Raw genomic sequence first — 19,738 nt, forward strand, 5'->3', positions numbered from 1 at the left:
TGCTTCGTTGCGCGCCCATCATTGGAACCATCTTCCGATAATGGGGAGACGCGCGGCATCGTACCGGTCGATGATGCCAAGGCGCAGCATAAGAATTAAATAAATGATCAAACCGGCAAGGACAGCTGTTAACAAGTTGAGCCATAATGCCGGCAGCACTTGACGGTTCATAACCCAGAGCGCCGCTGCGCCCATGATGATCATGGCCGATCCTACTTTTAAGAAATCGAGCAGCTTCATATGAAAACCGACGAAACGAACGACACTGATCCAGTGGAGGATTGTAACAAGCACGATGTTGACATTAATGGCGATAATAGCGCCGTAAATGCCTAGTTCCGGGTCCGAAGCGAGCTTCATAATGAGCAGCAGCTTCACGACAGCGCCGATGAATGTATTCATTAACGCCGTGCCGGGCTTATCCAGCGCTTGCAGCGCAGCTTGCAGAGGAGCTTGCAAATAGATGAACAGCCCTATGGGCGCTATCCATTGGAGCATTGGAGCAATGTCAGCGTGATTGTACAGTATGAGGCAGATAGGCTCAGCAAACAGCAGCATGACAACGATGAAAGGCGCGCCAGTAACTAAAGCCAGCCGCATGGACTGGTGCAGCCGTTTATGAATGATGGCTGTATTGCCCGCTGCCGCAGCTTCAGATAGCGAAGGGACGAGGGATACGGCAAGTGAATAGGTTAACGCTGTGGGCAGCAGAAGAATGGGAATGATCATTCCTTGCAGCGCGCCATATTGTGCGGTTGCGATGCCGGTCGCAAGTCCTGCGGCAGCCAGCGCTCTGGCTGTCAGAATCGACTCCAGCAAATAGGACAATGAACCGATCATGCGGCTGGTTGTTACTGGGATAGATAAGCTGATAAGACGTCGCAGTACTGGAACCCGTCTAGCGCCCATTGGAGAGGGCTGCTGTTCAAGCGGTTGAATGTCAGGGGGGAGGCTGCGCTTACGTTCTCTTGCATACATCCACAGCAGGACAGCCAAACCGCCGATTTCACCTGCTACTACTCCAAGCATTGCCCCAGCGGCAGCCCATGCAAGTCCGAAGGGAAGCAGCAGGACTGCAAACAACAACGCAAAAATAATGCGAATTATAGTTTCTACTGTCTGTGAGAGCGCAGTTGGCACCATATTTTGTTTCCCTTGAAAGTACCCTCGATAAACAGAGGATATTCCAATAATGAGAAGCAGCGGAGTCATAACCAGGAAGGTCTGATAGACACGGGGATCTGTCATTAAATGCTTCGTCATCCAGGGCGTTAGAGCAACGAATAATAAGGTGAGCGCTAAGGAGAGTGCAATAGTGAGTCCCATAGCGGCACGGAATATATGCTTGACCCGTTTCGCATCTCCCTTGGATTGTGCCTCGGCTATCCATTTGGCGACTGCCAGTGGAATTCCGCCCGTAATAACCGTAAGCAGCACGATTAGAAACGGATAACCAAGCTGATACAGCCCGACGCCTTCAGCTCCAATAATGCGGGGCAGCGCAATGCGGGGGACGAAGGCGAGAATGCGATTTACGATGCCTGCAAGGAGCAGGATGAGCGCGCCTTTTATAAAAGTTTGCTTGGTCATATGCATTCCCTCTCTCATGAGCTATCTATGGGACATGCACAATATTCGGGCAGCGCTGACATGTCCTATCCTCATGCTTATGCAGAGCATGTCTCATTCCATGCAGCCATTTTTTCGCGTGAGGGGCATTGCAGGCAGGAATCCGGGGGTCAGAAGGCGAAATTATAACAGGGAAGAAGCAAAGGAGGGCGCGGTAATGAAGGATGAGGAATGGATCGCGACCATTGAGTCATTATGCGAGAGCAAGGCGGGAGAGTTTCGCCTCATCGGCTATGAGCATGTGACAGCACAGGAAGTATGGGAATGTGTAAGCGCCGCTTACGCCAAAACAGGCGAGCCTGCCATGCATCAGGTTGTGAACGATATTTTATCGCTCAAGGTGATGAAATTTATGAACTTCATGACGATAAGCGCATATCGGGGGACGCAATTCTAAGCGGGGTTGCATGCTCTGTTGTGAGGAAGATGTGGCAGCCTCTTTTGGAGTCGAGGGGCTTTTTTTTGACTCGAATTTGGGGCATCGCTATAATAGGAATATTGACTATCACTCAAGAGGGAGCATTTGAACATTATGAACCGTATGTTGGCGTTTTTGCTGGTCGTCGTCGTGTCTGTGGGCGTCGTGGCAGCTACAAGCACGGAACTGGTCAAGCAAATTAAGCTAGGTCTTGATTTGAAGGGCGGGTTCGAAATATTATACCAGGCGGAGCCTATAACGCCAGGTGGTGTAATTACTCAGGATGCGCTGCGTGAGACGGCAAAAAGTCTGGAGGCGCGCGTGAATGCAAATGGGGTTGAGGAACCGGAAATCACTCCAGAAGGCAATGACCGGATTCGTGCCAGAATTGCAGGCGTAACCGACCAAGAGGATTTGCGGAATATATTAAAGAAGCCGCAGGAGCTGACCTTTCGAAGTGCAAGAGGCTGTGCTGAAGATGCAGGTTATTGCAAAGTCGAGCTGACGGGCATTGATTTCGTGGAGGGTGGAGCAAATACCCAGCAATCTACATTAGGAAGTTGGGAAATAACGATTGAGCTAAAGAGTGCCACGCAATTCGCGGAGATCACAAGAGAAGTCGCCAAGCTAGGCCGCAATCAGCTTGCGATATACCTTGACGAAACAGAGCTGTCAGCACCAAATGTCAGCTATGAGATTAACAGCAAGGAGGCTGTAATCTCCGGCAACTATACACGTGAAGAAGCCAAGAAATTAAAGGATACGATTAACCTGGGCGCTCTGCCGCTCAAGCTGACTGAGAAATATACACAGAGCGTTGGCGCTTCACTTGGCCAGCTGTCTCTGCAGCAGACATTGTTTGCCGGCGGGTTAGGCACAGTGCTGGTTCTTCTGTTCATGATGATTTATTATCGGATTCCTGGCATAATTGCCAGCATCTCATTGATCGTCTTTATCTGGATGCTGCTGCTTGGCTTCTATCTGATCAATGCGACATTAACGCTGCCGGGCATCGCGGCGTTCATACTCGCAATCGGGATGGCTGTGGATGCGAATATTATTACCTATGAGCGGATTCGCGAGGAGATGCGAAGCGGCAAGAGCGTACTGTCATCACTTAGAGCGGGATCGAAGAATTCGTTCCGTACCATTATGGATGCGAACATCACAACAATCATTGCCGGACTGGTGCTCTTCTTTATCGGAACTGGCTCTGTCAAAGGGTTCGCGGTTATTCTCATTCTCAGTATTATTATCAGTGTTATTACGAACGTAGCGTATTCACGCCTACTCCTTTATATGCTCATTCGCAGCAACAAGTTTAATAAACCTGCTTATTTCGGAGTCAAGGAGAGTGAAATACGTGAACTTTAACAAAGGGGACAATAGTACGAGATTTAATTTTGTTGCGAAGTCTCGACACTTCTTCATATTCTCAATAGTGATCACTATACTGGGTGTACTTTCGCTTGCGATCTTTGGACTTAATTACGGTGTGGATTTCAAATCAGGTTCAAGTGTGGATATCGTCGTAACAAAGGATCTATCAGGCAAAAAAGCGGAAATCGAGAAGTTTATTGCAGACAGCGGCTTGGGAGCACCGGCAACGACAATAGGTGCAGACCGCATAACACTCAGATTTGACAATGTACTGTCAGATGTGGAAGAACATAAGTTGAAGGATGGCTTTGCAGCTAGTTTTGATAAGGATGCATCGATGGAAGTATATATCGTCGATGTGGAAATTGCGAGAGAATTGCAATTTAATGCGCTGAAAGCGATTCTGATCGCCAGTCTCGGGATTATCATCTATGTGAGCATACGGTTCGAATGGCGGTTTGCTATTGCCGCTATTGTCGCGCTCCTGCATGACGCTTTCATCGTAATCAGCTTGTTCTCTATCCTGCGCCTGGAAGTTAATCTTCCATTTATCGTCGCCATATTGACGATTATCGGCTATTCCATTAATGATACGATCGTTATCTTCGACCGTATCCGTGAAAATATGAGATTTGCGAAAGTGAAGACGGCAGCCGATCTTGCGAAGGTCGTCAATGACAGTGTATGGCAAACGTTATCACGTTCCATAAATACAGTATTGACTGTAGTAGTCACTGCGCTCTGTCTATTCCTCTTCGGAGGCGAGTCGATCAAGCTGTTCGCGCTGGCAATATTGTTCGGACTGGCAAGTGGTGCTTATTCGTCCATCTTTATTGCAAGTCCGCTATGGCTGCTGCTCAAGAGGGGACAGAAACCAAAGCAGGGTTCCAAAGTATCAACGACATCCTAAGAGGAATTTCACACGCTTCAATCGTTTAATCATTATAGCGAGCCTTCGCCTCTTGTTGTATGAACGACAGACAGGGATAAGCGTAAGGCTGCGCAAACATGTTTAGGAGGCGTCCATGTCAGCGCACAAACGTTATGCTAAAGCGGAGTCCGCAGCGTGGACAGGGTTGCTCGGCAATGTCTGCCTTGCGGCAGTAAAGGGTGGCATCGGCCTGAATACAGGCAGTAAAACATTGTTGGCTGATGCTTGCCGAAGCGCTTCTGATGCGGCTTCTTCATTTGTTTCGTTGACCGACATTCGCCGCTGCCGTCAGGTTGGCGCCACTGCTGCGCCCATATCGTCTGTTCGCGGACGAACAGAAGCTTACTCAGGTGTTGTTACTTCCATCGTTCTGATCATTGTCGGGCTGGAGATAGGCATATCGGCTATCAAGCTGATAACAGCGGGAGTCGAGAAAGCGCCGGGTTGGTCAGCGGCCGCGGCAATAATCATTGCGTTCGCATTAAAGGAGCTTTTCTTTCCTGTGAAGGAGCGCAAAGCGGATTTGTATGCATCGCTTGCCGCTCTTATTGGAACAAGTGCTGCTGCGCTGGGTCAGCCGCTGCAAATGCCGCTGCTCTATTACTTCGATCCGGCTGCATCGCTTATCATTGTCGTGATTGTATTTAATAATGGCTATCGTATCGTTACAGCCTCTGTGCAGCGCAGACTCTTCTGTGAAATCGAGGCGACAGACATTGCCGAATTGAAGGTTGCAGTCGGACGAATGGAAGGCGTCGTGACCGTGGAAGAGCTTCGCGCTCGTGAGCATGGACATTATGTTGTGGTTGATGTGGTCATTAGCGTCAATCCACGCATATCCGTTCTGGAAGGCAACGAGGTCGCCAAGCGAGTGAAATATTTCTTAATGAAACGATTCAGCCATATTACAGATGTAACGGTTCATGTCGAGCCTTATGATCCAGGTTATCCCTACAAATCGAATCATGATCCAAATGGAGAGCAGGTGGCGACGCTGCTGCAATAGCAGCAGCGTCGTTCCATGCCTGTCTATGTGACAAGGAATTAAATTAGTATGTTCAGATCAGAAGCGGACTTCCTTCGCTGCCAAGGGGGTTGGAGAAGCCGGTTCTGATTGATAAAGGAGGGCTATACGCTTGCTGCAATCGAAAACACGCTGGCAAGTTGCCGAACTGGACCCGACAGGAGTGGAGAGAGCTTCTCTGCTTGCCAAGAAGCTCTCTCTATCTCCGCTAGTTGCCAAGCTGCTCGTTCAGCGCGGATTTCATGATTTGGACAAGGCGCGTCTATTCCTTACAGGCGGCATTGAATGTCTGCATGATCCGTTCCTGCTGAAAGGGATGCATGCCGCTGTGGAGCGTATCCAGCTTGCCAAGGAGCGGGGAGAATTCATACGCATTTATGGCGACTATGATGCTGACGGCGTTTCTTCGACGACGCTAATGACTTATTTGTTCCAACGGCTGGCACTGACGTTCGATTATTACATTCCTCATCGGACATTAGAAGGTTATGGCTTGAATGAGGGAGCTATCGACAAAGCGGCAGCAGCTGGTGTTAAGCTGATTGTTACGGTGGATACAGGGATTAGTGCTGTAGCTCAAATCGCCTACGCCAATTCACTCGGAATCGATATCATTGTCACAGACCATCACGAGCCGCCGCATGAGCTACCGGCTGCGCTCGCTCTCATTAACCCGAAGCAGGAGGACTGCCCGTATCCGTTCAAGGGATTAGCAGGTGTTGGTGTTGCCTTTAAGCTAGCAGAGGCTATGCTTGGTGAACCTCCAGTGGAATGGACCGATGTTGTAGCTCTCGGAACAATTGCAGATCTTATGCCGCTAACGGATGAGAATCGAGTATTGATTCGAATGGGACTTGATCAGCTTAAAGAAACGGATAAGCCGGGTTTTCTGGCATTGGCTAATGTAGCTGGGATTGAGCTGTCGACGATCAGCGCGTCTAACGTTGCTTTCGGCATGGCTCCACGGATTAATGCTGCAGGGCGGCTGCGCCATGCTGAAGCTGCGGTTCAGCTGTTAACGGCAGCAGATGGTCAAACAGCGGAATTGTCTGCTGTAGCGCTCGATACGCTCAACCGTGAGCGTCAAGGGATCGTGGAAGAGACCGTTAAGGAAGCAGTAGACATCTGGACCCGGAAATGTGAGCAATCGGCAAGCGCGGGGCAGCGTGAGCCGTCTGTAATTGTGCTGGCCGCCGAGGGCTGGAATGTGGGTGTGGTTGGAATCGTCGCGTCCAAGCTTATTGAGAAGTACTATAAACCAACGCTTATTCTTGGCATTGATTCTGCAACCGGAATGTGCAAAGGATCAGCGCGTTCAATAGAAGGCTATGATCTGCACGCTGCTTTGACGGCATGTGACGAATTGCTGGATCACTATGGCGGTCATCAGGCGGCCGCAGGCATGAGTCTGCACAAGGATAAGCTAGGCGAGCTGGAGCAGCGGCTAGGCGAGCTTGCGGATCGCTGGCTAAGCAGTGAAGACTGGCTGCCTAAGACAACAATTGATCTGGCCTGTGCGATAGAGGATGCGACACTCGAAGTGATCGAACAATTCAAGCAGCTTGAGCCGTTTGGCATCGGCAATGCTGCGCCTCGCTTATTGCTTCAGCATGCAGCGCTTGCTGATCGGCGTGTCATAGGCAAGGACAGCAAGCATCTGAAGCTGTCGCTAAGCGGGAAGGGCAAGCTGCTGGATGCAATCGGCTTCGGGTTTGGGCCGTTGGCGCACAAGCTGACAGACGGCGCTGCACTGGAATTGGTTGGAGAGCTGAACGTCAACGAATGGAATGGTCAGCGCAAAGCGCAGTTCGTCGTTCAGGATATGCGCATCGAGCATGTCAGGCTTTACGACCGTCGTTCTTACAATGAATCGCTTCCGTCAATCGGCAGATGGCTGCTTGACACAGGCGTCACGCAAGGGGCTATACTTGTTACGAACCTATCGTGGCGGGAAGCGATAGAATCAATGCCGCAAGACGGGGCAATGCCTGGAGAAATAACCGTATGGACATATGAGGAATTCTGCTCTGGGGCCCGCTCATGCACGGATTTAATTTTGCTAGGCAGACCGCCCTCGGCGGATGAGCTTGCAGACGTCATTAGCTGCTGTTCGCCGCTTGAAGCGATGTACTTATTTTATAACGAGAATAGCACTTCTCCAGTCGCTCAGCATAATAGTTTGAAGTCGAATCGAGCAGTGAGTGCAAAGTTTCAGCAGGGCGCTGGCGAATCGCAGCTGACAACAGACCGTGAGGAATTCGGGCGATTGTATGGAACGCTTAAGCGTGTCTGTCCCATCGCCGCTGAAGGAAGCGCCCGAAGGCTTGCAGTTATGCTGGATTATCCGGAGAACGTTATTCACTATATGCTTCAGGTGTTTAAAGAATTGGAGTTTATTGAGACAGGCGCTGGGGGACAGCTAGTGCTTGTTCCTGCTCCGGCGAAGAAGGATCTGACCTATTCGGCAGCCTACCGGGAGGCGCAGCGCACGATGGAATCCGACAGTATTCTGTTCGCGGAGGCGAAGGCGCTGACCGAATGGATTGGACAGCAGTTGTCAACTGAACTACGATCGAAGAAAGAAGGAGTGGGCATAGCATGAATTTTAAAGATTATATTCGCATTATCCCTGATTTTCCGCAGCCTGGCATTCGGTTCAAGGATATTACAACGCTAATTAATAATGGTGAGGTTTACCGCTCTGCAATCGAGGCGATCAAGTCGGCTGTCTCTGATAAGCAAATTGATCTGGTAGCAGGACCGGAGGCCCGCGGATTCATCATCGGCGCACCGCTTGCGATTGCGCTTGGAGTCGGATTTGTTCCTATTCGCAAGAGCGGCAAGCTTCCAGGAGCCGTAGTTGAGGCCAGCTATGATTTGGAATACGGCAAAGACAAGCTCGCGGTCCACCGCGACGCTATCCAGCCAGGCCAGCGTATACTGATCGCGGACGATCTGCTTGCTACCGGCGGCACGATTGCAACGACGATCAATCTGATCAAGCAGCTAGGCGGGGTTCCCGTCGGTGCGGCTTTCTTGATTGAGCTGGGCTATTTGGACGGGCGGGATAAGATGGATGGCCTGGATGTTTTCTCGTTGATGAGCTATTGATCATTAAGAACAATTCAGATTGTTCGCGAACGTAATGATGTTGTGCAACAAGCCTCCGGTGCCACTTAGCACCAGAGGCTTGTTGCTATTAATATTTGCTTATAATGGATATGATAGATCTAACGGCGGTTTTCGAGGCTTCCATATCAGCTTCTTCTTCAGAAGTCTGCAAAATTGTGAGAATCAAATTTTTATATGATAGGGTAACCAGATCCGTTTTTTTTGCTAAAGCTTCATTTGTCCCGCTGTAACCCCGCGAGGATGACCAATCAACAAGATCATTTCCAATATAGCTTGTTGTATAAGAAATTCTAATTGCCAATTGTTTGCTACTATCTTCATTCTCAAACAAGAGTAATTCAGAGGTAGGCTGCGTATTATTCATATCAAACTTACCATCAAGCGTTAAATACTCTCTCTTATTGAATGAAAGGTCTTTATCCATGATAACAATATTAGGCCCAACGGATCCGCTTTTGTATGAATAACCTGATATAGAAAGTTCTTTTGTAAATGTTTCAAATATTTGTTGATACTCTGAGTAATGTATTAATTGCGAATGATTACTTATCTCTTGGGGAGATTGTTGAGATACAGGTTTACTATTGTTTGTAATGTAATTGGAATCAGAACAACTGGACATTAATATAAGAGATAGAACGAAAAAAAATGCAATATTCCTCCCCACATGCATACCTCCCGAAAAGTGTTTTTGGCACATAAAAGATGACTGAACCTAATCCCTTTAAGTATTCTTCGAACGCAGCTCCCTTAATTTTAGCATACACGAATTAAAACCAAAATGAGAATAAAATATAAATATGTCCCAAAAATGACATGTCGAATGTTCAACCCCTTGTAAGCCCGACACAGAGAGATCACTATGTACATGAACTGCATTTGGACAACTGCACTTGGAGTAGTTGACGGAAAGCCTATGAAACAGGCATAATAGTAGAAAACCTCGTATTGAAATTCACGGCCGCTTCTGCGGTTGTTTTTCGTTATAGCTCCATTATTTATAAGTTAACGGATGCGGAGCGTGTGCTGTTCGCAAAGTTCGGGAAAGGGACATACATGGGCATTGATCATTTACTCGAAAAAGCAGCGACATATATGAAGGACCAGGATTTGAAGCGAATTAGAGAAGCCTATGAATTTGCGGATCAGGCTCATTACGGGCAAGTGCGCAAATCAGGAGAGCCCTATATTCTCCACCCCGTGGCCGTAGCGGAAATTCTCGTTAACATGCAGATGGACGTGCTGTCGATTATTGCGGCGCTTCTTCATGATGTCGTTGAGGATACAACGGTTCCTCTTGAAGAGGTCAGAACTCGGTTTGGCGATGCTTGCGCCATGGTTGTGGACGGATTGACGAAGCTTGAGAAGATTCAGTTCCGTTCTAAGGAGGAGCAGCAGAACGAGAATTATCGTAAAATGTTCGTTGCTATGGCCCAGGATATCCGCGTTATTCTGATCAAGCTTGCTGACAGATTGCACAATATGCGGACAATCAAATACCAGTCGGAGGAAGCGCAGCGACGTATTGCCTATGAGACGTTGGAGATTTTTTGTCCCATCGCTCACCGGCTTGGTATATCGGCGATTAAATGGGAGATGGAGGATATCGCTCTGCGCTATTTGAACCCGCAGCAATATTATCGGATTGCGAATCTGATGAAGAAGAAGCGGGCTGAGCGCGATCAATATGTCTCCGATGTTATAAGCCGGATTACTGAGAAGCTGGATGAGATGGGGATAGAAGGCGATATCTCCGGACGTGCCAAGCATATTTATAGCATTTACAAAAAAATGACGACGCGCGGCAAGCAGTTCAATGAAATTTATGACCTGCTGGCCATCCGAATCATCGTAGACAATATTAAAGATTGTTATGCCACTCTCGGTATTATTCATACGCTGTGGAAGCCGATGCCAGGCCGGTTCAAGGATTATATTGCCATGCCCAAAGCAAATATGTACCAGTCGCTGCATACGACCGTCATCGGACCTACTGGCGAACCAACTGAGGTCCAAATTCGCACGTGGGATATGCATCGCACCTCTGAATTCGGTATTGCTGCCCACTGGGCGTACAAGGAAGGCAGTGTCGTGCCTGGAGACAGCTTCGAAGAGAAGATGACAATCTTCCGCGAAATTATTGAGCTTCAGCATGAGGCAAGCGATGCATCGGAGTTTGTGGAGTCGCTTAAGATGGACTTCTTCTCCGATCTTGTATTTGTGTTTACGCCTAAGGGCGAGGTGTTCGAGCTGCCGGCAGGCGCGGTTCCGCTTGATTTTGCCTATCGGATTCATACTGAGGTCGGGAATCGGACGATTGGCGCCAAGGTCAATGGGCGGATCGTACCGCTGGATTACAAGCTGAAGACGGGGGATATCGTTGAAATTCTCACCTCCAAGCATTCTTACGGTCCCAGTCAGGATTGGGTTAAAATCGCGCAATCTTCCCATGCCCGCAGCAAGATCAAGCAGTGGTTCAAGAAAGAGAAGCGGGAAGAGAATGTGATCAAAGGCCGCGAGCTCATTGAACGGGAGCTGAAACGGCTCGGTCTGGAGCCTTCAGCCTTCATGTCCGAAGACAAGCTGCAGGAGGCTGCAGTTAAGTTCACCTTCAACGACAATGAGGATATGCTGTCCGCGATTGGCTTCGGCGGCATTACGGCAGCACAGATCGTCACGAAGCTGACGGAGAAAATGCGCAAGGAAGCAGAGGAAGCCAGCCAGATTGAGCTATCCAATGAGAAGAAGGAAGTCAAGACAGCTCCGGCGCTTCGCAAATCGCGTCCCACACATGGTGTTTCCGTCAAGGGCGTGGACAATTTGCTAGTGCGTTTCGCCCGCTGCTGCAATCCAGTGCCTGGCGATGAGATTATTGGTTATATTACACGGGGGCGGGGGGTGTCCGTGCATCGTCTGGATTGCCAGAACATTCCCGGAGGTGCTGACGGCGAAGAAGCAGCCCGTGTCATTGAGGTGGAATGGGAGCAATCGGTTGAAGCGAATTACAGCGTGGATATCGAGATTACAGGCCACGACCGCAGAGGGCTGCTGAATGAGGTGCTTCAAGCGGTGTCGGAGAGCAAGACGAATTTATCGGCTGTATCGGGCCGTTCGGACAAGAATAAGATGGCGATGATTCATATGACCATACTCATTCGCAATATTGAGCATTTGCATTCCGTCGTTGAGAAAATAAAACGTGTGAAGGACGTATATTCCGTCCAACGTATTATGCAATAAGGACAGGCGAATGAACCGCGCTCTGACCTGCATGGAGAGGATTTTGCACGCATGAAGGTAGTTGTACAACGCTGCAAGAGAGCCAGTGTAGCTGTAGAAGATGAAATTGTCGGAGAAGTAGGTCAAGGGCTTATGCTTCTTGTGGGCATAACGCATGAGGACAATGAGAATGATGTCAGCTGGATGGCTGAGAAAATAGCCGGTCTGCGAATATTCGAGGATGAAAGCGGCAAAATGAATCTGTCGGTAAGTGACATTGGCGGCGGCATACTTTCCGTCTCGCAATTCACGCTGTATGGCGATTGCCGCAAAGGAAGAAGGCCGAATTTCATGGCAGCGGCTCGTCCGGAGCAGGCAGAAGCGCTTTATGATCTTTTTAATGAAAAGCTGCGCGTTGCAGGCTTGACGGTTGCGATGGGGAAATTCGGTGCGATGATGGATGTGTCGCTTGTTAATTGGGGACCCGTCACCATTATAGTGGACAGCAAAAACTGACAATGCTCAATCAATCTCGATATGGGATACCAACCCGGCATTGCGCTGAGAACTGTGTACGGTGTAGAAAGAAAAGCTGTCATGGGGTCAGGTGTTAGAACGGGCATTTGCGGGAACACTAGATTACGTAGAAATGCGCATCGCCGTCATTTTAGGGGCAATATTGCCCTATTGCGGGGCTGCGCATCAACGGAAGGAGTGTCCTGCAATGCATCAATCCCGCAAGGAACAAGGGGTAGAGAGGTCATCGAGAAGGCTGCTGCATCCCGATCGAAGGGAAGCGATATTGTTCTCGGAGTTTGAGGAAGATATTGAAGCAGCCGCAGAGTGGGCGGCAGGGGCGTTCTCATCACACCAAGGACCACGCGGAGAACGAGGGTTTTAAATTCATCTTCGTGGGGAGCAAAGGGTGCAAGGGTGATAACGCTTTATTTTCTGTAATGGAATTGTAACTTGATTTCAATGTTACTTTAACAACGGAAGCCTATAATAAAAGTCGACCCCCTTTTTTGAATATACTATTGATGGACCTACAACTTGTTTGTAGGTTTTTTTCTGCAGATTTCCCCCTAAATCCCCCTGAGGGGGACCCCAAAGGACTCCCGCCCTCTGGACACCCGGAATTTTTGTCGATATGCTCTCCTGTGGCGCTCCCCACTGCCATTGTGCTCATCCCCGCTTATGTCCCTCCGGGACCCGCTCCCACTTTGCCGCTCCCCTGTGAGTCCCTCCCGGGACTGACGACTAACCAGTGCTGCCGCAGAGACGATCCAACGAGTTTATGTGCTCATCCCCGCTACGTCCCTTTGGGACCCGCTCCCATTTTGACGCTCCCTTGTGTGTCCCTCCCGGGACTGACGACTAACGAGTACTGCCGCAGAGACGATCCAACGAGTTTATGTGCTCATCCCCGCTACGTCCCTCCGGGACCCGCTCCCATTTTGACGCTCCCTTGTGTGTCCGATTCGGTACTGAATAGTAGCTGCTATTGTTTACTCTGTTTCGACTACTGTTAATGGCTGTGAATTAAGTTACACATCATGTATTCGGAATGATAAGGTAACCGCAAATTGAGTTGTTTTCTAGCTCAATGGTTTTTTTCCCAATGAAGAAGTAATGACCATTACGATGCTCGCAAACGGTTTTTACAGAAACGCATCGTTCTATGATGCGTAGATGTTTACTTTATTCTTTTAAGTGAACGAGAGAAAAAACAGCAGAGCGGAGCAGGGGAATGTTTCTGGAGAAGCGTTAGCGTTCGCCTTTGTTCCCGGAATTCCACATAAAACAATTATAATCAAGAATTCCGGGAACAACAGCGATCGTAAGAACATTCCCATGCGCAGCGGCTCTAATGTTCATTTCTATCGTGCAACTTAAAACTGCCGCCTGATCTATTATCAGACGGCAGTCATTTGTGATTATAGGTTCCGTTAACGGTTAAGCTCGTAGTTCAAGCCGAGGTCGTTGTCCCAGTAGGTGACTCCGTTGACGGTGTAGGAGATGCTGTATTTGATATTGTTGACGGTACTGCTGACCGGTACACTGGCTTTCCAGGATTCCAGTGTGCTGCCGCTGTTGCTCACTGTAGCATCGTATGCCAAGGACGCCTCTGTATAGGTAGCCCAGTTGTCGGTGGAGTAGCGGACTTTGACGGTTTTGGTAAATCCAAGATTTTTAACGAATACTCCGAAATGCGCTACGTTTGCGGTTGTATCAAAGTAGGTGCTGCTGTACGGCACCTCATTGAAATTGACTTTTACAGGCGGATTGCCTATCGCAAACGATGGGGCAGCGGAACCAAAGCTCAGCTTGTAGTTGCTGCCGCCATTTGTATCCCAATAGGTTATTCCATTGACGATGTATTTGACCTTGAACTCCAAATAGCCGCTGGACAAATCTTCATAGCTTTCTTCAATATCTGAGTAGAAGCTCCATAGTTCATGGTTGTTCGTTGTTGCGCGTACGTAGGATGCAGAAGTCTCTGTCCACGATCCGCTATTTACCCGCCAAACGACTTTAACCTGCTTGGTATAGTCTAAATTGTCTACTTCAATTCCGCCGCCGAAGAAGAGGCCGCCAAAGTATCCACTCATAGAGGCACTAACCAGATCAACTGTGTTGGGCTGAGCTTGTGCTTTTTGTGGAGGTATTGTTATGAAAACAGCAAATAACAAAAAAAGTGATAATAAAGCAATGGATAGTTTTGAATGAACTCTTGACATCATCATCAAACACTCCTTATCATCATTTGATTTTGTGATCGCTGTACCGGTACAATTGAAATAATACCATATGTATGAAATAATTTCTATATATTGGTTATCGTTCAAAATACTCATTTTTGCTGCTTATTTCGACAAAATATTCGATTGCATAAGGGTTCATTTTCACGCATGTTCTGTATTGAACCCTTGCTGGACAGCAGCTGGATGTGCACCTCTTGACAGGGAGCAGCCTCATCGATACAATGAGTAATGATTGTTATATCTTGTCGATCCAGCGAAGGGACCGCGTCGTTCAATAAGCACCTACTCAGAGAGGGATTCCATGGCTGCAAGAATCCTTGGCGTGTATGAACGAACAGACTTCCCGGAGGACAGTCGGTGAACACAAGTTGGCGAACTATGCCAGCCTATTATTAGCCGGTCTGCGTAGTCGGGCGTTAACCGATCAAGCGAAATTGGCGATGTTTCATGTCATCGGCCGTTTCGAAAGTGTGGGTGGTACCACGGTAGCTTAGCAAATGCGCAGCTCTCGTCCCTTGACCTTATTTGAGGTGGAGGACGGGAGCTTTTTTTGATGTTTGAGAAGCTGATTTGAACAGGGGGCTTAGCTATGGGATTTCAGAAACTTCCAGGAACGCAGGATTTTCTGCCGGGATCGGTCGAACGCTGGCAGTTCGTGGAGAGCAAGGCGCGCGATATTTGCCGCAGGTTCAATTTTCGCGAAATTCGTACGCCGATTTTTGAATCGACTGAGTTGTACCAGCGCAGTGTCGGCGAGACGACCGACGTTGTAGAGAAAGAGATGTACACGTTCACGGATCGCGGCAATCGCAGTGTTACGCTCAGGCCGGAAGGCACGGCAGGCGTTGTTCGCTCTTTTGTTGAGAACAAGCTGTACGGCGAGCCCGAGCTGACGAAGCTGTATTATATCGGACCTATGTTCCGCTATGAACGCCAACAGGCAGGCCGCTACCGGCAGTTCCACCAGTTTGGTGTTGAAGCGCTCGGCGCAGTTGATCCTGCACTCGATGCGGAAGTGATTGCGCTTGGCTACACCTTCTACACGGAGGTTGGCCTCAAGGGTGTCAGTGTTGAGATTAATTCTGTAGGCACTCCGGCTGTGCGCGCAGCTTTTCGCGACCGGCTGCTGGAGTTCCTTGAGCCCAAGCGCGAGCTGCTGTGCAAGGACTGCCAGTCCCGTATTGACCGCAACCCGCTCAGGGTGCTGGACTGCAAGGTCGATCAGGCGCATTTCGAAGGCGCTCCTTCTATCCTCGATAGTCTGGATGAGGAATGCCGGTCGCATTTCAAAGCGCTCAAGGGTCATCTGATGGATATGAATATCCCGTTCACGATTAATCCGCGGCTTGTGCGTGGTCTTGATTATTACACGCACACAGCCTTCGAATTCAAAGCGGAGGGCATCGGCGCCATTGATACCATCGGCGGAGGCGGTCGCTACAACGGTCTTGTAGCGGATATCGGCGGCCCTGATCAGCCAGGTGTCGGACTGGGGCTTGGATTGGAGCGGACAGTTATACTGCTTGAAAAGCAAGGCGTTGAGCTCGACAGCCTGAATGGAGTCGATGTCTATCTTGTTGCGCTTGGGGAAGCGGCAGATCGTGAGGTTACGAGGCTGCTGCATAGTTTGCGGCTGCGCGGCATCGCTGCTGAGCGAGACTATCAAGGACGCAAGATGAAGGCGCAGATGAAGTCGGCGGATCGGCTGCAGGTCCGATTTACTGCCATTCTTGGCGATGATGAGCTCCAACGGGGCGAGATTTCTCTTAAACAGATGTCCACAGGGGAGCAGCGGGTCGTACCGCTTCATGAGCTGGCGGATGTAATTATTAAGGCTTCTATTACGAATATTAATAACGAAGGAGTGTAATTGATTATGATGTTGAAAACTCATTCTTGCGGCCAGCTCTCTAAAGCGGAAGTCGGCCAAACAGTTACTTTGAACGGCTGGGTACAGCGCCGCCGCGATCTTGGAGGCGTATTGTTTATCGATCTTCGCGATCGTACAGGCATTGTGCAAATTGTGTTCAACCCTGATTTCTCCGGCGATGCGCTTGCAATTGCTGATCGTGCCCGCAACGAGTTTGTCCTTGCTGTCAAAGGCCAAGTGGTAGAGCGCGATGCGGAGACGGTCAATACTAATATTGCAACTGGCGAGATCGAAATTCGCGTAACTGAAATTGAAATTATGAATGCGGCCAAAACTCCGCCGTTCCCGATTGAGGATGGCGTAGAGGTTGATGAGTCGATTCGTCTGAAATATCGTTATCTGGATCTTCGTCGTCCGGAAATGCAGAAGACGCTGCTCCTTCGTTCCAAATCGGCAAAGATTTTCCGCGATTTCCTCGACGGTGAAGGCTTTATTGATGTAGAGACGCCGATTCTGACCAAAAGCTCGCCGGAAGGCGCACGTGATTATTTGGTGCCAAGCCGTGTTCATCAGGGCGAATTTTTCGCGCTGCCGCAATCGCCGCAAATTTTCAAGCAATTGCTCATGGTTAGCGGTGTTGAACGCTATTATCAAATCGCCCGCTGCTTCCGTGATGAGGATCTGCGTGCTGACCGCCAGCCGGAATTTACACAAGTCGATATCGAGACCTCTTTCTTGTCGCAGGACCAATTGCTTGATTTAATGGAGCAGCTTGCTGTGAAGTTGTTCAAGGAAACTGTTGGTGCGGATCTTCCGGTTCCATTCCAACGGATCACGTATGCGGATGCGATGAACAAATATGGGTCGGATAAGCCAGACCTGCGCTTCGGACTAGAGATGGAGGATATTACCGATATCGTCTCAAGCAGCGATGTGAAGGTGTTCGCTTCTGTTGCAGCGGGCGGCGGCGTTGTCAAGGCGCTCAATGCGAAAGGCTGTGCGAGCTGGAGCCGCAAGGAGCTTGACGACCTGCAGCCGTTCGCGGCGCGTTATGGCGGCAAAGGCCTCGCATGGGTAACCGTGAAGGAAGGCGAATGGCGCGGTCCGATCGTGAAGTTCTTCAAGCCGGAAGAGATTGCTGCGCTTACGGAGCGTCTTGCTGTAGAAGAGGGCGACCTGCTGCTGTTCTCTGCGGATAAGAAGAAAGTAGTTGCTGATGTGCTTGGCAACCTGCGTCTGAAGATCGGCAAGGATCTTGGACTGATCAACGAGTCTGAATTCAAATTCGCTTGGGTCGTTGATTTCCCGCTGCTGGGCTGGGATGAAGAGGCCAAGCGTTATGTGGCCGAGCATCATCCGTTCACTCGTCCGCATGACGAGGATGTTCATTTATTCGATACGGACCCGGGACAAATTCGCGCGCAAGCTTATGATCTCGTACTGAACGGCTATGAGGTTGGCGGCGGCTCCATGCGTATCTACAAGCGTGAGGTTCAGGAGCAAATGTTCAAAGCGCTGGGCTTCTCCCAAGAATTAGCGTATGAGAAGTTCGGCTACCTGATGGATGCGTTTGAATATGGCACTCCGCCGCATGGCGGCATTGCGTTTGGCTTCGACCGTCTAGTCATGCTGCTGGCAGGCCGAACAAACCTGCGTGAGACGATTGCATTCCCTAAGACTGCGAGTGCTACAGACCTGCTGTGCGACGCGCCGTCGGAAGTCGAGCTGTCACAGCTGCAACAGCTGCATATCCGCACCGTTCCAAAGCCTGTCAAACAGCCTGAGACGACGGGTGCTCAGAATTAATCCGGCCATTGAGAATGCGGGGTCCCATCCCCGCTCTCTTGACCAAAGGGGGCTTTAATCGTTATGCTGCATCAATTCTCACGAACGGAGCTGTCGATCGGGCCGGAAGGACTCCAGATTATGAAGGGCAGCACAGTTGCTGTGCTTGGCATTGGAGGCGTTGGCGGCATCGCAGCAGAGGCGCTTGCCAGGACTGGCATTGGCCGCATCATCCTGATTGATAAAGACGTTGTTGATATTACAAATATTAACCGGCAGATTCATGCGCTGACAACGACAGTGGGTCAGCCGAAGGCAGATCTGATGCGAGATCGGATTAAGCTGATCAATCCGGATTGTGATGTTATATCGCTGCGGATGTTCTACACCGAGGAAACGTATGAGAAGCTGTTCGAATATCCGCTGGATTATGTCGTAGATGCTTCGGACACGATTTCGTATAAAATCCATCTGATCAAGCAATGTTTGGAGCGCAAGATTCCGATTATCTCCAGCATGGGCGCTGCGAACAAGATGGACCCGACCAGGTTTCAGGTAGCTGATATTTCGAAGACCTCTATGGACCCAATCGCCCGTGTTGTGCGACAGAAGCTGCGCAAGGAGGGGATCAAGAAGGGCGTAAAGGTTGTATTCTCCACAGAGGAACCGCAGAAACCGCGCGCCGATGTTACTCAGCGGATTGTGCCAGAGCATGCCCCGGAAATTCGCAAAGCGCAGCAGCCACCGGCGAGCAATGCATTTGTGCCGCCAGTGGCAGGGCTTATTATGGTAAGTGTAGTCGTTAAGGACTTGCTCGCTTCAGGAGGACAAGAATAATGAACATTGAATTAATGAAGAAGCTAAAGCTGTCTCATGGCACGACTGCGCTCGTTCTGCAGCCCCCGAATCAGGAGTATGTGGAGGAGCTGGAGTTAGGCGAAGAAGTGACTGTGTACGACAAGAGCAAGGCGGGAACATATGATTTCGTCCAGTTGTTTGCCAAGGATATAGCTGATCTTGAAGAGCACGCGCCCGAAGCGCTGGAAGCGGTAAAGCGGGACGGTCTATTATGGATTTGTTACCCGAAGGGAACCTCGAAGCAGAAGAGCGATCTGAACCGCGACCGAGGCTGGAAATCAATCAATGAGAAGGGCTGGGAAGGGATTGCGCTCATCTCCATTGACGATACGTGGTCGGCAATGAGACTGCGGCCGCGGGATTTCATCAAGAGCAGTCCGCGTTCAAGCCGTACGACATCTTCTGGCAGAACGGGCAATGCGGCTTCTTCGCAGCAAGCTCTCGTCGTTCCGGAGGATCTGGCTGCTGCTTTCGCCAAATCACCGGAAGCGGAGACATTCTTCACTGCGCTTGCGCCTTCTCATCGGAAGGAATATATTAGCTGGATCAATGATTCCAAGAAGGAAGAGACACGTGCCAACCGCGTGGCGGGCACGATTGAGAAGCTGCAGCAGCAGCTCAAGCGTCCTTCGGACAAGTCTTAATGATGAATATACAGTAGCTCTAGGGCTGTTCCGAAATTAGTGTTTGCCAGCTAATGCGGTACAGTCCTTTGTCTTTTGATATA

General features: G+C 49.7%; 16 protein-coding genes. 13 read left to right on the forward strand and 3 right to left on the reverse strand.

Annotated features, from left to right (window positions below):
- Nucleotides 1-18: 18 nt before the first annotated feature.
- Nucleotides 19-1,590 (reverse strand): stage V sporulation protein B, encoded by a 1,572-nt coding sequence (gene spoVB / locus L6H65_RS10915; RefSeq protein ID WP_236341717.1) that lies wholly within the window; start codon nt 1,588-1,590, stop codon nt 19-21.
- Between the two features lie 196 nt (nt 1,591-1,786).
- Here spoVB and L6H65_RS10920 point away from each other — a divergent pair, with 196 nt between their 5' ends.
- The 6 genes from L6H65_RS10920 (at nt 1,787) to L6H65_RS10945 (ending at nt 8,493) form a co-directional block, all read left to right on the forward strand.
- On the forward strand, nt 1,787-2,026 hold the full coding sequence (locus tag L6H65_RS10920; protein WP_236341719.1) for a post-transcriptional regulator: 240 nt from the start codon (nt 1,787-1,789) through the stop codon (nt 2,024-2,026).
- 135 nt (nt 2,027-2,161) lie between these two features.
- Entirely contained in the window at nt 2,162-3,421 is a 1,260-nt protein-coding gene (gene secD / locus L6H65_RS10925; RefSeq protein WP_236341721.1) for a protein translocase subunit SecD, read from the forward strand.
- Nucleotides 3,411-4,337, forward strand: a complete 927-nt coding sequence (gene secF / locus L6H65_RS10930) for a protein translocase subunit SecF (protein ID WP_236341723.1) — start codon at nt 3,411-3,413, stop codon at nt 4,335-4,337. Before secD ends, secF begins: the two co-directional genes overlap by 11 nt.
- Before the next feature lie 115 nt (nt 4,338-4,452).
- Nucleotides 4,453-5,364 (forward strand): cation diffusion facilitator family transporter, encoded by a 912-nt coding sequence (locus L6H65_RS10935; RefSeq protein WP_236341725.1) that lies wholly within the window; start codon nt 4,453-4,455, stop codon nt 5,362-5,364.
- A 130-nt stretch (nt 5,365-5,494) separates the two neighbouring features.
- The gene (recJ, locus tag L6H65_RS10940) at nt 5,495-7,984 is read left to right on the forward strand and encodes a single-stranded-DNA-specific exonuclease RecJ (RefSeq protein WP_236341727.1); all 2,490 of its coding nucleotides are present in this window, start codon (nt 5,495-5,497) and stop codon (nt 7,982-7,984) included.
- Complete coding sequence (locus tag L6H65_RS10945) at nt 7,981-8,493, forward strand: adenine phosphoribosyltransferase (RefSeq protein WP_236341729.1); 513 nt, start codon at nt 7,981-7,983, stop codon at nt 8,491-8,493. Before recJ ends, L6H65_RS10945 begins: the two co-directional genes overlap by 4 nt.
- Before the next feature lie 88 nt (nt 8,494-8,581).
- On the opposite strand, the gene L6H65_RS10950 is transcribed toward L6H65_RS10945, so the two are convergent.
- Complete coding sequence (locus L6H65_RS10950) at nt 8,582-9,181, reverse strand: hypothetical protein (RefSeq protein WP_236341731.1); 600 nt, start codon at nt 9,179-9,181, stop codon at nt 8,582-8,584.
- Between the two features lie 389 nt (nt 9,182-9,570).
- On the opposite strand from L6H65_RS10950, the gene L6H65_RS10955 reads away from it, so the two are divergent.
- The 3 genes from L6H65_RS10955 to L6H65_RS10965 all read left to right on the forward strand — a co-directional run bounded on the left by L6H65_RS10955 (nt 9,571) and on the right by L6H65_RS10965 (nt 12,634).
- A complete protein-coding gene (locus L6H65_RS10955; RefSeq protein ID WP_236341915.1) occupies nt 9,571-11,754 on the forward strand; it encodes a RelA/SpoT family protein in 2,184 nt (727 codons plus the stop codon).
- Between the two features lie 51 nt (nt 11,755-11,805).
- Nucleotides 11,806-12,249: a D-aminoacyl-tRNA deacylase gene (gene dtd, locus L6H65_RS10960; RefSeq protein WP_236341742.1), complete on the forward strand. Its 444-nt coding sequence runs from the start codon at nt 11,806-11,808 to the stop codon at nt 12,247-12,249.
- Between the two features lie 208 nt (nt 12,250-12,457).
- On the forward strand, nt 12,458-12,634 hold the full coding sequence (locus L6H65_RS10965) for a hypothetical protein (RefSeq protein ID WP_236341744.1): 177 nt from the start codon (nt 12,458-12,460) through the stop codon (nt 12,632-12,634).
- Nucleotides 12,635-13,682: 1,048 nt separating this feature from the next.
- Here L6H65_RS10965 and L6H65_RS10970 read toward each other — a convergent pair.
- On the reverse strand, nt 13,683-14,345 hold the full coding sequence (locus tag L6H65_RS10970; RefSeq protein ID WP_236341746.1) for a carbohydrate-binding protein: 663 nt from the start codon (nt 14,343-14,345) through the stop codon (nt 13,683-13,685).
- 742 nt (nt 14,346-15,087) lie between these two features.
- Here L6H65_RS10970 and hisS point away from each other — a divergent pair.
- The 4 genes from hisS (at nt 15,088) to L6H65_RS10990 (ending at nt 19,655) form a co-directional block, all read left to right on the forward strand.
- Nucleotides 15,088-16,368: a histidine--tRNA ligase gene (gene hisS / locus L6H65_RS10975; RefSeq protein WP_236341748.1), complete on the forward strand. Its 1,281-nt coding sequence runs from the start codon at nt 15,088-15,090 to the stop codon at nt 16,366-16,368.
- Between the two features lie 6 nt (nt 16,369-16,374).
- On the forward strand, nt 16,375-18,174 hold the full coding sequence (gene aspS, locus L6H65_RS10980; RefSeq protein ID WP_236341750.1) for an aspartate--tRNA ligase: 1,800 nt from the start codon (nt 16,375-16,377) through the stop codon (nt 18,172-18,174).
- Nucleotides 18,175-18,237: 63 nt separating this feature from the next.
- Entirely contained in the window at nt 18,238-18,990 is a 753-nt protein-coding gene (locus tag L6H65_RS10985; RefSeq protein WP_236341752.1) for a tRNA threonylcarbamoyladenosine dehydratase, read from the forward strand.
- Nucleotides 18,990-19,655: a YdeI/OmpD-associated family protein gene (locus L6H65_RS10990; RefSeq protein WP_236341754.1), complete on the forward strand. Its 666-nt coding sequence runs from the start codon at nt 18,990-18,992 to the stop codon at nt 19,653-19,655. The genes L6H65_RS10985 and L6H65_RS10990 overlap by 1 nt, the downstream gene beginning before the upstream one ends.
- The last annotated feature ends 83 nt before the right edge of the window (nt 19,656-19,738 follow it).

The organism is Paenibacillus plantiphilus (assembly GCF_927798095.1).
GTDB classification, from domain to species: domain Bacteria; phylum Bacillota; class Bacilli; order Paenibacillales; family Paenibacillaceae; genus Paenibacillus_Z; species Paenibacillus_Z plantiphilus.

What these genes read in the sequence shown, in the direction of transcription:
- spoVB (WP_236341717.1), bottom strand. Translation starts at nt 1,590, where the DNA reads ATGACCAAGCAAACTTTTATAAAAGGCGCGCTCATCCTGCTCCTTGCA.
- L6H65_RS10920 (WP_236341719.1), top strand. Translation starts at nt 1,787, where the DNA reads ATGAAGGATGAGGAATGGATCGCGACCATTGAGTCATTATGCGAGAGC.
- secD (WP_236341721.1), top strand. Translation starts at nt 2,162, where the DNA reads ATGAACCGTATGTTGGCGTTTTTGCTGGTCGTCGTCGTGTCTGTGGGC.
- L6H65_RS10935 (WP_236341725.1), top strand. Translation starts at nt 4,453, where the DNA reads ATGTCAGCGCACAAACGTTATGCTAAAGCGGAGTCCGCAGCGTGGACA.
- L6H65_RS10945 (WP_236341729.1), top strand. Translation starts at nt 7,981, where the DNA reads ATGAATTTTAAAGATTATATTCGCATTATCCCTGATTTTCCGCAGCCT.
- L6H65_RS10955 (WP_236341915.1), top strand. Translation starts at nt 9,571, where the DNA reads ATGGGCATTGATCATTTACTCGAAAAAGCAGCGACATATATGAAGGAC.
- dtd (WP_236341742.1), top strand. Translation starts at nt 11,806, where the DNA reads ATGAAGGTAGTTGTACAACGCTGCAAGAGAGCCAGTGTAGCTGTAGAA.
- L6H65_RS10965 (WP_236341744.1), top strand. Translation starts at nt 12,458, where the DNA reads ATGCATCAATCCCGCAAGGAACAAGGGGTAGAGAGGTCATCGAGAAGG.
- L6H65_RS10970 (WP_236341746.1), bottom strand. Translation starts at nt 14,345, where the DNA reads ATGAGTGGATACTTTGGCGGCCTCTTCTTCGGCGGCGGAATTGAAGTA.
- hisS (WP_236341748.1), top strand. Translation starts at nt 15,088, where the DNA reads ATGGGATTTCAGAAACTTCCAGGAACGCAGGATTTTCTGCCGGGATCG.
- aspS (WP_236341750.1), top strand. Translation starts at nt 16,375, where the DNA reads ATGATGTTGAAAACTCATTCTTGCGGCCAGCTCTCTAAAGCGGAAGTC.
- L6H65_RS10985 (WP_236341752.1), top strand. Translation starts at nt 18,238, where the DNA reads ATGCTGCATCAATTCTCACGAACGGAGCTGTCGATCGGGCCGGAAGGA.
- L6H65_RS10990 (WP_236341754.1), top strand. Translation starts at nt 18,990, where the DNA reads ATGAACATTGAATTAATGAAGAAGCTAAAGCTGTCTCATGGCACGACT.